Consider the following 11,509-nt stretch of genomic DNA (forward strand, 5'->3'; position numbering starts at 1 on the left):
TTGTGATAACCAGGAGTTATGGATGTCCACGGACGCGACCTGCGGTACTTCGTCGCGGTGGCCGACCGCCTGAGCTTCACCGCCGCCGCGGAGGTGCTGTACATCTCGCAGCCCGCGCTCAGCAAACAGATCCGCCGACTCGAAAGTCACCTCGGTGCGGCACTGTTCGTGCGTGATTCCCGCTCGGTCACCCTCACCCCGGTCGGCGCGGCGCTGCTGCCGCACGCGCTGCGCCTCCTCGCGACCTGGGAAACCGCCGAGGCCGCGGTGGAGTCGGCGAAAGCCACCGAGGAGGCCGCGCTGGCCATCGGCATCAGCACCAGTCCCGGTCGAGGCATCCTGCCGGCCGTGCGCTCCCGATTCAGCACCGCGTTTCCACACGCGAAACCGGTGCTGCGCCTGGTCGGTTGGGACGACCCGACCGCCGGCCTGGCCGACGGCGCCAGCGACGTGGCCTTCGTCTGGCTGCCGCTGCTCGACAGCGACCGCTACCGCTGGCTGGTGGTCGCGACCGAACCCCGGCTGGTGGCCCTTCCACAGTCGCACCACCTCGCCGCGCGCGACCGGATCGAGTTCGCCGACCTGCTCGACGAGCCCTTCCTCGCGTTGCCCCGCTCGGCGGGCCCCCTGCGCGACTATTGGCTCGCCGTCGACGAACGCGCCGGGCGACCGGCGATCATCGGCGCCGAGGTGTCGAGCACCGAAGAGACCTACGAGGCACTCGTGAACCTCGACGGCATCGTCCTGCTCGCCACCGGCAACGCCGCGCTGGTCGCCCACGACGGCGTGGTGACCAGGCCGGTCACCGGCGTGAGTCCCTGCGAACTCGCCCTGGCCTGGCGACGTGACGACAACCGTCCACTCGTCGCCGGCTATGTGGAAGCGTGCGTGCTGGCCACCGCGCGGTGACGCGGCTCTACAACGGCATCAGGCGGTGTTTGCGCGGTGCCTGCTCGATGTGTTTGTCGCCGAGCAGGCGCAGCGCTTTGCGGATTTCCAGCCGGGTAGTGGACGGTTCGATGACCGCGTCGATATAGCCGCGTTCGGCGGCGATCCACGGGGTGGCGACGGCGGCGTTGTAGAAGTCGACCATCTGCTGACGTACGGCCGGTCGGTCTGCCTCGGGGACGGCGGCCAGCTGTTTGCGCTGGGTCAGGCCCACGGCGGCTTCGGCGCCCATCACGGCGATCCGGGCCGTCGGCCACGCCAGGTTGATGTCGCCGCCGAGCTGCTTGCACCCCATCACCGCGTAGCCGCCGCCGTAGGCCTTGCGGACCACGACGGTGACGATCGGAACGGTGGCCTCGACGACCGCGTAGAAGAATCGTCCGCCGCGTTTGATGACGCCGATCTTCTCCTCCTCCACGCCCGGCAGCACGCCCGGGGTGTCGACGATGAACACCAGCGGAATGTCGAACGCGTCGCACAGGCGGATGAAGTGCGCGGCTTTGTCCGACCCGCGCGCGTCGATCGCGCCGCTGGCCACCAGCGGCTGATTGGCGACTACACCGACGCTACGCCCGTCGACCCGGGCGAATCCGGTGATCAGATTGCGGGCGGCGCCGTCGCCGATCTCGTGGAACTCCCCGTCGTCGAAGATCCGGAGCAGGATCTCGTACATGTCGTAGCCCCGGCGATCGGAATCCGGTATCAGCGAATCGAGTTCGCGGTCGGAGTCCGTGATCGCCGGCTCCAGACCGGGATTGATCAGGGGAGCACGCTCGTAGCAGTTCGACGGCATGAAGCTCAGATACGTTCGTGCCCACTCGAAAGCGGCCTTCTCGTCCGCCGCCACGTGATGGATGTTGCCGTTGTGCGCCTGGTTGAACGCGCCACCGAGCTCGTCGAGGGTCACTTCCTCGCCGGTGGTCTCGCGGATGATCTCGGGACCGGTCACGAACATGTACGCCGACTCGGTCGCGATCAGCACATCGGTGTTGATCGGCGAATACACCGCGCCCGCAGCGCATTTGCCCAGCATCACCGACACCTGCGGCACCACCCCGGACAGCCGGGTCTGGCGCCTGCTCATCTCCGCGTACCAGGCCAGCGAGGTGACCGCGTCCTGCACCCGGGCGCCGCCGGAGTCGTTGATCGCCACGAACGGGCAGGCGATATCGGCCGCGAGATCCATCGCCATCGCGACCTTGCGCCCGAACATCTCACCCACCGATCCACCGAACACGGTCTGGTCGTGGGCGATCACCACCACCGGGCGCCCGTCGATCCTGCCGTGCCCGGTGACCACACCGTCGCCGTAGAGTCCGTCGGCCGCGCCTGGTTGCTTCACCAGCGCCCCGATTTCGGTGAAACTGCCCTGGTCGAGAAGTATTTCGATGCGTTCGCGTGGACCGGGGATTCCTTTCGCCGCACGCTTGGCTATCCCCGCATCCCCCGCGGGTTCCCGCGCCGCCCTCAGATTGTCCCGCAGCTCTTGCAGTTTCGCAGCAGTAGTCGACTCCACCACGCACGCCCTTCCTCGTCCTGGTCGAGCTCTCCTTCATCGGTTAGCCAAAGCGTAGCGCTGACGTCCGCGCCGACATCAGCGGCACGGCGGACTGATCCTTGACGAATCACGCGTCGTACCGTGGGTGGGGTGAACAAGCCGACCCGATACGGAGCGATCGCCTTCTCCTCGGCCACCGAGCGCCGCCAGCGCAGCGGTGGTGGTTTCACCGTCCACGGCAGGCGGATGGCCGACGGCGCCGACATCGGCGAGCCCGAAGAACTGGAGCCCCAAGTGGCGGGCCTGATCCGGCAGGCCGACTCGTTCTACCTCGCTACCGTCACCGGATCCGGCTGGCCCTACATCCAACATCGCGGCGGTCCACAAGGTTTCGCGCATGTACTCGACTCGTCGACGATCGCGTGGGCCGAGTACGCGGGTAACAACCAGTTCGTCACTGTGGGCAATCTCGACATCGACGATCGGGTGTCCCTGTTCTTCATCGATTACCCGACGCGCACCAGGGTCAAGATCTTCGGTCGGGTCGAGGTCGTCGAACGCGCCGACGATCCCGGCCTGCTCGACCGCCTCCTGACCACGTCGGCGGGCCCGATCGACGCACGCTCGGACCGGGCGTTCGTGGTGCGGGTCGAGGCGTTCGACCGGAACTGCACCAAGAACATCACCCCGCGCTACCGCACCGAGTGGATCCAGGACTACCTGCGCGCGGGCCGCGCTCCTCTCGAAGCCGAAATCGAGCGTCTACAACACCGCAACGCCGAGCTCGAGGCCGAAATCGCCCGCCTGAAGTCTTCCCCCTGACCGCCCGCGCCTACCGATCGACGGCGGAGGTGTGGCCGCCGAAGGCGATACGCAGTTGCCCGAGCAGCACCTTCGCCGCCGGGCCGGGCGGGGGATCGGTGCGCCAGGCCAGGGCCAGCCGGCCGTGGATGGTGGGGTCGACGATGTCGAGGGATCGGACGCCGAAGGCGTCAGCTTCGGCGGTGGTGAGGGCTGGGACGATGGCGGTTCCCAGCCCGCGTGCGGCAAGGTCGAGGAGCAGCGGGGGAGCGGCGGCTTCGAAGGCGATGTTCGGGGTGAAACCGGCGGCGGCGCAAGAGCGTTCGAATACCCCGCGAAGGCCGGTGCCCCGGGTGAGACAGATGAGGCGGCGATCGGCGAGGGCTTCCAAGGTGATGGAGCCCGCTGATTCGGCGGGGTCGATGGGCGCATCGTGGGCGACGGCGGCGACGAGCGCGGTCTCCAGGATCACCTCGAGTCCGATGCCGGAATCTATTGGCGCGCCGGTCAATCCGGTCAACGCGATGTCGAGTTCACCGTGTTCGACGGCGGCGAGCATCCTTTCCGCGGTGTCCTCGGTGAGGCTGATCCCGACCTGCGGATGATCGTGGTGGAAATCGGCGAGGACGCCCGCGACATCGAAGACCTCCGACGCTGCCCCGGAGATCATGCCGAGCCGGACCTGACCCCGCAGCAATCCGGTGAACTCCCCGACCGTGTCGCCGATCCGGTCGGCGGCGGCCAGGGCGGCGCGTGCGTGTGTGAGCACCGCGGCGCCGACGTCGGTCGGTGTCACGGTGCGCGCACCGCGGTCGAGTAGACGTTGCCCGAGTTCACGTTCGAGTTGGCGGATCTGGGTGCTGAGGCCGGGCTGGGACAAGTGCAGCCGTTCGGCGGCCTTGGTGAACCCGCCCTCGTCGACGATCGTCACGAAGTAGCGCAGCTGCCGCAGTTCCATAATTATTGATTATAGATAATAGAAGATCTATCTCTTGTACTTATTCATCTTCGGCGAGCAGAGTCGAAGACATGACCGATATCGCAACGAAGTTCACTGGTCCTGTCTTCACTCCGGACGACCCCGGGTACGCCGAGGAGATCGCCGGCTTCCAAACCGCCTACACCCACCGTCCGGCGTTCGTGGTCGGCGCCCAGCACGGCCAGGACGTGCGCGCCGCCGTGGAATTCGCCGCACGGCGCGGGCTGTCGGTGGCCGTGCAGGCGACCGGACACGGTCTGTCGGTAGCCACCGACGGCGGGGTGCTCATCACGACCGGACGCATGGACGCCATCACCGTCGACCCGCAGGCTCGTACCGCTCACATCGGGGCCGGGGTGCGGGCGGGCGCGTTGGTCGAGGCGGCCGCGCGGTACGGGCTGGCGCCGTTGAACGGGTCGTCGCCGTCGGTGGGCGTCGTCGGGTATGTGCTCGGCGGCGGGCTCGGATTGCTGGCCCGTGAATTCGGTTATGCCGCAGATCATGTGCGCCGCGTCGAACTGGTGACCGCCGACGGCAGGATGCGCTCGCTCGGCCCGGACGACGAGTTGTTCGGGGCGGTACTGGGCTCCGGCGGGAACTTCGGCGTCGTGACCGGTCTCGAACTCGATCTCGTGCCCGTCGCCGAAATCTATGGTGGTCAGCTGGTTTTCGACGCGCCCCTGGTCGACGCGGCGCTGGAGGCATGGCGCACCTGGACCGAGACCGTACCGAGCGCGCTCACCTCCACGATCGCGCTGGTGACCTATCCCGACATCCCGCCCGTGCCGGAATCCTTGCGAGGCCGCCACGTCGCTTCGATCCGAATCGCCTTCGACGGGCCGGACGAGGAGGGGCAGCGGTGGGTCGCGCCGTTGCGGCGGATCGGACCTCGACTGCACGAGGACCTGCGCACGATGCCCTACGCCGAATCACACACCATCCACAGTGACCCGCCTTTTCCGCACGCCTACGCCGCGACCAACGCGCTGCTCTCGGAGCTGACCCCGCAGGGTCTGTCCGCGCTGCGCGCGTTGACGGCCCCGGGGGGATCGGTCGACGCGGTCATCGACATCCGCCATCTCGGTGCGGCCCTGCGCCACGGTGGCCCGGCCTCGATCGATCATCGCGATGCGGAGTACATCGTGCGGGTGATCACCGGCCCCGGCGAGGGTGACTCCGCACCCGAAGGGCTCGCGAAGGTGCGAGAAGCATTGGCGCCGTGGACGATCGGGCACAGTCTCGCGTTCCTCTACGGTGCGGGCGGCGCGGCGGACGAGGCCCAGACCGCGGCAGGCTACTCCCCGGATACCTACCGCTGGCTGGCGGCGGCGAAAGCGAAGTACGACCCGCGAAACATGTTCCGCGCCAACCGCAATATCGCCCCCGGTTCCTAGCGCCGCTTGCTCGGCCTCTCGATATCTACTATCTTAGTGATATCACTCAGATATCGGGAGGATGTCATGGAGCTGCGGTCCGCATTCCGCGTCAATGGATTCGTCGTCGTGCTGGGGTGGCTGGTGTTCACCCTGTTGTTCGGGGCCGCCGCCGTTCTCGCGTTCATCGCCGCCACCCAGCACAACGGTGGCGCACTGGCCTGGATCGGCGCGGTGGCCGCCGTCGTCGTGATCCTGGTCGTCTGGTTGCTCGCCACCGGGCTGATCATCGTCAACCCCAACGAGGCCAAGGTCGTCACCTTCTTCGGTCGCTACATCGGCTCGGTGAGCGAGCCCGGGTTCTTTTCCGTGGTCCCGCTCACCGACCGCAAGTCCATCTCGCTGCGCGTGCGTAACTTCGAGACCCAGAAGCTCAAGGTCAACGACGCCGACGGCAACCCCGTCGAGATCGCGGCGGTGGTCGTCTACAAGGTGGTCGACAGCTTCAAGGCCGCCTTCGCCGTCGACGACTACGAGGAGTACGTCGAGACCCAGTCCGAGGCGGCGGTGCGCCACCTCGCCACCACCCACCCCTACGACGCCCACGACGACTCCCGCACCAGCCTTCGCGACGGGGCCGAAGTCGCCGAGGAACTCACCGTCGAATTGCGCGAACGCACCCTCACCGCCGGCATCGAGGTGATCGAGGCCCGTATCACCCACCTCGCCTACGCCCCCGAGATCGCCCAGGCCATGCTGGTCCGCCAACAGGCCGCCCAGGTCGTCGCCGCCCGTACCCAGATCGTCGAAGGCGCCGTCGGCATGGTCGCTCTCGCCCTCGATCGCCTCGCCGAACAGGGCACCGTCGAACTCGACGAGGAACGCAAGGCCAACATGGTCTCCAACCTGCTCGTCGTCCTGTGCGGCGACCGCGCCACCCAGCCGGTGGTCAACACCGGATCCCTCTACTCCTGAGCCGCCCGATGACCCAGCCGAAGAAGGACCCCAAAAAGATCCTGCTACGGCTCGACCCGGCCGTCCACGAGGCAATAGCCAAGTGGGCGGCCGACGACCTGCGCAGCATCAACTCCCAAATCGAATACGCCCTCCGCCTTGCCCTCGACCAAGCAGGCCGAAAACCCAAGCGCAACTAGTCGATCGATCATGTCGTCTCAGCCGACTCCGAGAACGCGGGTGAGGAGGCGTTGGCGGGTTCGGGTGTCGGATTTGGCGAGGACGGCTTTGACGTGGTCGTTGACGGTGTGTTCGGAGAGGAACAGTTCCGCGGCCAGTTCGTGGGAGTCCAGGCCGGTCGCCAGCAGCGTCAGGACCTGGGATTCCCGGGTGGAGAGGGCGTGGGCTCGGGCGAACAGGTCGAGGCGTTCGGTGGCGGTGCTCGGTTCCAGGGCCACGGCGATGTCGGGGCCGATGCGGTCGGCTTTGACGGTGAGCCAGCGGTTGCCGCCCAGGTGGATGCGGGAGACGGCGGGGCCGAGCGGGACGGCGGCCTCGGTGGCGAGCAGGGCGGCGGCCGCGTTGTAGACCGAGGCGGGGACGGGGGGAATCGGTTCGTCCGGGGGGAGTAGGCGCAGGAGGGAATCTGCGGCGGCTGCCGTTTGGGAACGCACCCGCAGGGTGTCGTCGAGCAGGACGACCGCGGGGCCCAGCGACGCGAGCTGGGCGTCGGATTCGACGAAGGTGGCGCCGACGGTACGGCGCAGGCCTGCGGTGACCGGTGCTGTCAGCGTGCTCAGCTCACCGAGTTCTGCTGTGGTGAACGGGGGTTCGCTGTAGCGGAGCAGTTCGAGGAAGCCCCAGCAGCCGTAGCGGTCGGCGAAGGTGACGGTGGCGGAGTCGGTGACGCCGAGATCGTGCTGGGCGGTGCGCCAGAGCAGGGAGCGTTCCGGGTCGCCGTCGGTGGCGCCCAGCAAAGAATGGGCGCCGGTGCCGCGCACGGTGTCCCAGCGATTGAGCGCAGTGAGGTACCGGGCGCGGATCAAGTCGGGCAACAGCGCGAGATCGAGGCCGGGGACGTCGGCGAGCGGCGCCGTCGCGACCGCGGTGACGGGATCGGTGAGCGCGAAGACATGGCCGGTGAACGGGATCCTCGCGCGGATCTCGACCAGGACGAGTTCACGCAATCGTTTGGCGGAGTGCCCGGCGCGGCACAGACGGCCGATCCGGTCTGCCAAGGTGCTCGGCACGCACCCAGTCTACGGCGGAAAACCCCCAGGATCAGGGATGTTCCGGTGCCCAGAACGGGCCGACCATTGAGCTACCCATCCAGCACGACCACGGAGGTCACCATGACCGTCACCCTGCACATCGACAACACCGTTCGCGACTACGACGACTGGAAGGCCGCGTTCGATCAGTTCGAGCGTTTCCGCGCCGACAACGGCGTTCGCGCCTACCGCGTCGGCCGCGTCGAGGGCACACCACCCCGCGTCCTCATCGACCTCGATTTCGACGATCGGGCGGCCGCCGAGGCGTTCCGCGCCGCGTTGGCGACCGTGCTCGCCACCCCGCGCAGCCGCGCGATGGTGATCAGTCACGAAGCCTGGCTCGTCGACGTGGTCGACGAGCGGATTTCGGCCTGATCGACGCGCCGGGCGCCCCACGGGGACAACCGAACTCGAATCCGCCGGTAAATTGATCCGGTGCCCATCTCGTTCGACATTCCTGGAATGCAACAGTTGGACGACACGACCTGGGGGAATCCGGCCACTCGTGACGTCGTCGCGTTGACCTATGTCAACGGCACGCCCGACCTGCCCGCCCGCCTGCACGACCTGAAACGGCTGCGCAGGCGGCTGGCCGAGCACCACGCCCGGACCGGCTGCCTGATCGAGGCCTTCGTGGTGTGGGTGGACCAGTTGCCCGCCCTGCTGCGGGTGGAGAAGACCCAACTGCCGGGCCCGCACGGTGAGCTGGTTTTCGCGGCGTCGATCGTGGTGCCCAAGGACCGGTGCTCGGCGGTGTTCCAGGTGATCTGCCCCGAGACCGGGGTGCCCGGTGCGCGCGAGACCTTGATCGGCCGGCAGGTTCGGCGCGACGAGATGTGCCCGCCCCACCCGTACGCGCCCGGTCTGCGCGGCCGGTTGCCCTATCTGCTGTCCGATGACGTCCGCTTCGATGTCGAATTCCCCGATCACGCGCTCACCAGGGCGCGCCGCTGGGTCGCCGACACCGTGCCGAACGTGCGCGTGGACCCCTCGTTCGCCGCGCTGCCCGAGTTCTAGGGCTTTTCGGCGATGAAGATGGCGGTCCCGGGGAAGATCTGCCCGCGCAGCGGCGACCACTGACCCCATTCGCGGTCGAGCCATTCCGGCCAATCCGGTTCCACGATGTCCACCAGGTGCAGACCGGCGCCGACGATCTCGCGGACCCGGTCACCGATCGTGCGGTGGTGCTCGACATAGGTCGGCACACCGTCGCCGTCCACCTCTACATAAGGAGTGCGGTCGAAATACGGGATCGTGGCGGTCAGACCCGCTTCGCCCGGATCGTCGGGGAAGATCCAGCGCATCGGATGATTCACCGAGAACACCCAGCGCCCGCCCGGGCGCAACACCCGAGCCACCTCACGCATCACCAGCGCCGAATCGGCGACGAACGGCACCCCGCCGAACGCCGAGCAGGCCAGATCGAACGACGCGTCGGTAAAGGGCAGCGCCTCGGCGCCCGCCTGAACCAGGGGTACGCGCGGTCCGCCCTGATCCATCGCGGCCACGCCACGCTCCAGCATCCCCTTCGACACATCGAGCCCGACCGGGAACGCGCCGTGCCCGGCCAGCCACCGCGAGCACGGCGCCGACCCGCAGCCGATCTCCAAGATCGTCTTGCCGGTCACGTCGCCGAGGAAACCCATGTCGCCCTCGTGCAGGCCCTCCGGGCACCACACGAACTCGCCGCCCGGGGAGTCGACGCCGAGGAAGTCGGCGTGGGTCTGGTGGTACTGCTCGGCGTCGGCGTCCCACCAGCGGCGATTCGCGCGCTCGCTGTCGCGCGAATCGATCTTGGTTCGGGTGGTTGCTGAGGTACCCAGCAGCGCGTTGGCCTGCGCGTGGCGTTCGTCGTCGGACACGGCCAACAGGGTATCGGCGTGGTGCGGGGGGTGGTTTGCCCGGCTCGGCGCGGGTCGCGTAGGCTGATGCACGCTGTAGAGGGACGCTGAATTTGATCAGCGGCAAGTGCGACGGTCCGTGCGATACTTTACCGGTATCCCTTCGTCGCGTCGTCGCGGTGATCTCGCAGCGTACCGAAAGATCCAATGTCCGCAACCGACCACAATCCGTCCGGAGCAAACCCACATATGCCCACCACCGTCACCTCGCCGCAGGTAGCCATTAACGACATTGGCTCCGCCGAGGATTTCCTGGCCGCCATCGACGCAACGATCAAGTACTTCAACGATGGTGACATCGTCGAAGGCACCATCGTCAAGGTCGATCGTGACGAGGTCCTGCTGGACATCGGTTACAAGACCGAAGGCGTCATCCCCTCCCGCGAGCTCTCCATCAAGCACGACGTCGACCCGAACGAGGTCGTTTCCGTGGGCGACGCGGTCGAGGCCCTGGTCCTCACGAAGGAGGACAAGGAAGGCCGCCTGATCCTGTCGAAGAAGCGGGCGCAGTACGAGCGCGCGTGGGGCACGATCGAGGAGCTCAAGGAGAAGGACGAGGCCGTCAAGGGCACCGTCATCGAGGTCGTCAAGGGCGGCCTGATCCTCGACATCGGTCTCCGTGGCTTCCTGCCCGCCTCGCTCGTCGAGATGCGTCGTGTCCGCGACCTCCAGCCGTACGTCGGCAAGGAGATCGAGGCCAAGATCATCGAGCTCGACAAGAACCGCAACAACGTGGTTCTGTCGCGTCGCGCCTGGCTCGAGCAGACCCAGTCCGAGGTCCGCAGCGAATTCCTGCACCAGCTCCAGAAGGGCCAGGTCCGCAAGGGCGTCGTGTCCTCCATCGTCAACTTCGGTGCCTTCGTGGACCTGGGTGGCGTCGACGGCCTGGTGCACGTCTCCGAGCTGTCCTGGAAGCACATCGACCACCCGTCCGAGGTTGTCGAGGTCGGCAACGAGGTCACCGTCGAGGTTCTCGACGTCGACCTGGACCGCGAGCGCGTCTCCCTGTCGCTCAAGGCGACTCAGGAAGACCCGTGGCGTCAGTTCGCCCGGACCCACGCCATCGGCCAGATCGTGCCCGGCAAGGTCACCAAGCTGGTTCCCTTCGGTGCCTTCGTGCGCGTCGAAGAGGGCATCGAGGGCCTGGTCCACATCTCCGAGCTGGCCGAGCGCCACGTCGAGGTCCCGGACCAGGTTGTGGCCGTCGGCGACGACGCCATGGTCAAGGTCATCGACATCGACCTCGAGCGTCGTCGTATCTCGCTGTCGCTGAAGCAGGCGAACGAGGACTACAACGCCGAGTTCGACCCGTCGAAGTACGGCATGGCCGACAGCTACGACGATGCGGGCAACTACATCTTCCCCGAGGGCTTCGATCCCGAGACCAACGAATGGCTCGACGGGTTCGACAAGCAGCGTGAAGAGTGGGAAGGCCGCTACGCCGAGGCCGAGCGTCGCCACAAGATGCACACTGCTCAGATGGAGAAGATGGCAGCCGACGCTGCCGCCGAGGCCGCCGCTGGTGGTCCCGTCGCGGGCAACTACTCCTCCGAGACCGGTGGCAGCGCGGCTGCGTCCACCTCCGGTCCGGCCGAGTCCACGGGCGGCTCGCTGGCCAGCGATGCCCAGCTCGCGGCTCTGCGGGAGAAGCTCAGCGGCAACGCCTGATTCACCGGTAACGGCTGAATCACCCTTTGCACTACCGAAGGCCCTGGTCCATACGGACCGGGGCCTTCGGCCTTTTCCGGTGGGGTGTAGCGTGTGCGCGATTGCTCCATCCCCTA

At 67.5% G+C, this 11,509-nt stretch carries 12 protein-coding genes; 8 read left to right on the plus strand and 4 right to left on the minus strand.

Annotated features, from left to right (window positions below):
• Window positions 1–18 precede the first annotated feature (18 nt).
• Complete coding sequence (locus ACWDXS_RS30180) at window positions 19–909, plus strand: LysR family transcriptional regulator (protein WP_378994076.1); 891 nt, start codon at window positions 19–21, stop codon at window positions 907–909.
• Window positions 910–916: 7 nt separating this feature from the next.
• On the opposite strand, the gene ACWDXS_RS30185 is transcribed toward ACWDXS_RS30180, so the two are convergent.
• Window positions 917–2,464 carry an acyl-CoA carboxylase subunit beta gene (locus ACWDXS_RS30185; RefSeq protein ID WP_449971076.1) on the minus strand — a complete coding sequence of 516 codons (1,548 nt, stop codon included), beginning with the start codon at window positions 2,462–2,464 and terminating at the stop codon, window positions 917–919.
• A gap of 132 nt (window positions 2,465–2,596) precedes the next feature.
• Here ACWDXS_RS30185 and ACWDXS_RS30190 point away from each other — a divergent pair, with 132 nt between their 5' ends.
• Window positions 2,597–3,268 (plus strand): pyridoxamine 5'-phosphate oxidase family protein, encoded by a 672-nt coding sequence (locus tag ACWDXS_RS30190; protein ID WP_449970907.1) that lies wholly within the window; start codon window positions 2,597–2,599, stop codon window positions 3,266–3,268.
• Between the two features lie 10 nt (window positions 3,269–3,278).
• Here the strand turns inward: ACWDXS_RS30190 and ACWDXS_RS30195 are convergent, their stop codons facing one another.
• Window positions 3,279–4,205 carry a LysR family transcriptional regulator gene (locus ACWDXS_RS30195; RefSeq protein ID WP_449970910.1) on the minus strand — a complete coding sequence of 309 codons (927 nt, stop codon included), beginning with the start codon at window positions 4,203–4,205 and terminating at the stop codon, window positions 3,279–3,281.
• A gap of 71 nt (window positions 4,206–4,276) precedes the next feature.
• On the opposite strand from ACWDXS_RS30195, the gene ACWDXS_RS30200 reads away from it, so the two are divergent.
• The 3 genes from ACWDXS_RS30200 to ACWDXS_RS30210 all read left to right on the plus strand — a co-directional run bounded on the left by ACWDXS_RS30200 (window position 4,277) and on the right by ACWDXS_RS30210 (window position 6,753).
• Complete coding sequence (locus ACWDXS_RS30200; protein ID WP_449970913.1) at window positions 4,277–5,620, plus strand: FAD-binding oxidoreductase; 1,344 nt, start codon at window positions 4,277–4,279, stop codon at window positions 5,618–5,620.
• 66 nt (window positions 5,621–5,686) lie between these two features.
• On the plus strand, window positions 5,687–6,574 hold the full coding sequence (locus ACWDXS_RS30205) for an SPFH domain-containing protein (protein WP_387448091.1): 888 nt from the start codon (window positions 5,687–5,689) through the stop codon (window positions 6,572–6,574).
• 8 nt (window positions 6,575–6,582) lie between these two features.
• The gene (locus tag ACWDXS_RS30210) at window positions 6,583–6,753 is read left to right on the plus strand and encodes a toxin-antitoxin system HicB family antitoxin (protein WP_378637115.1); all 171 of its coding nucleotides are present in this window, start codon (window positions 6,583–6,585) and stop codon (window positions 6,751–6,753) included.
• 18 nt (window positions 6,754–6,771) lie between these two features.
• Here the strand turns inward: ACWDXS_RS30210 and ACWDXS_RS30215 are convergent, their stop codons facing one another.
• Window positions 6,772–7,803, minus strand: coding sequence for a helix-turn-helix transcriptional regulator (locus ACWDXS_RS30215; protein ID WP_378994094.1), 1,032 nt, complete (start codon window positions 7,801–7,803; stop codon window positions 6,772–6,774).
• A gap of 102 nt (window positions 7,804–7,905) precedes the next feature.
• Between ACWDXS_RS30215 and ACWDXS_RS30220 the strand changes: the two genes are divergently transcribed.
• Complete coding sequence (locus ACWDXS_RS30220) at window positions 7,906–8,199, plus strand: hypothetical protein (protein WP_379314892.1); 294 nt, start codon at window positions 7,906–7,908, stop codon at window positions 8,197–8,199.
• Window positions 8,200–8,286: 87 nt separating this feature from the next.
• A complete protein-coding gene (locus ACWDXS_RS30225; protein ID WP_378994098.1) occupies window positions 8,287–8,841 on the plus strand; it encodes a hypothetical protein in 555 nt (184 codons plus the stop codon).
• On the opposite strand, the gene ACWDXS_RS30230 is transcribed toward ACWDXS_RS30225, so the two are convergent.
• On the minus strand, window positions 8,838–9,686 hold the full coding sequence (locus ACWDXS_RS30230; RefSeq protein WP_378994100.1) for a class I SAM-dependent methyltransferase: 849 nt from the start codon (window positions 9,684–9,686) through the stop codon (window positions 8,838–8,840). The two genes, ACWDXS_RS30225 and ACWDXS_RS30230, sit on opposite strands and share 4 nt — an antisense overlap.
• A 228-nt stretch (window positions 9,687–9,914) precedes the next feature.
• Between ACWDXS_RS30230 and rpsA the strand changes: the two genes are divergently transcribed.
• Window positions 9,915–11,393, plus strand: a complete 1,479-nt coding sequence (rpsA, locus tag ACWDXS_RS30235; protein WP_056824523.1) for a 30S ribosomal protein S1 — start codon at window positions 9,915–9,917, stop codon at window positions 11,391–11,393.
• Window positions 11,394–11,509 lie beyond the last annotated feature (116 nt).

This window comes from Nocardia sp. NPDC003183, from assembly GCF_053590715.1.

What these genes read in the sequence shown, in the direction of transcription:
- rpsA (WP_056824523.1), top strand. Translation starts at nt 9,915, where the DNA reads ATGCCCACCACCGTCACCTCGCCGCAGGTAGCCATTAACGACATTGGC.
- ACWDXS_RS30210 (WP_378637115.1), top strand. Translation starts at nt 6,583, where the DNA reads ATGACCCAGCCGAAGAAGGACCCCAAAAAGATCCTGCTACGGCTCGAC.
- ACWDXS_RS30200 (WP_449970913.1), top strand. Translation starts at nt 4,277, where the DNA reads ATGACCGATATCGCAACGAAGTTCACTGGTCCTGTCTTCACTCCGGAC.
- ACWDXS_RS30205 (WP_387448091.1), top strand. Translation starts at nt 5,687, where the DNA reads ATGGAGCTGCGGTCCGCATTCCGCGTCAATGGATTCGTCGTCGTGCTG.
- ACWDXS_RS30220 (WP_379314892.1), top strand. Translation starts at nt 7,906, where the DNA reads ATGACCGTCACCCTGCACATCGACAACACCGTTCGCGACTACGACGAC.
- ACWDXS_RS30195 (WP_449970910.1), bottom strand. Translation starts at nt 4,205, where the DNA reads ATGGAACTGCGGCAGCTGCGCTACTTCGTGACGATCGTCGACGAGGGC.
- ACWDXS_RS30180 (WP_378994076.1), top strand. Translation starts at nt 19, where the DNA reads ATGGATGTCCACGGACGCGACCTGCGGTACTTCGTCGCGGTGGCCGAC.
- ACWDXS_RS30225 (WP_378994098.1), top strand. Translation starts at nt 8,287, where the DNA reads ATGCAACAGTTGGACGACACGACCTGGGGGAATCCGGCCACTCGTGAC.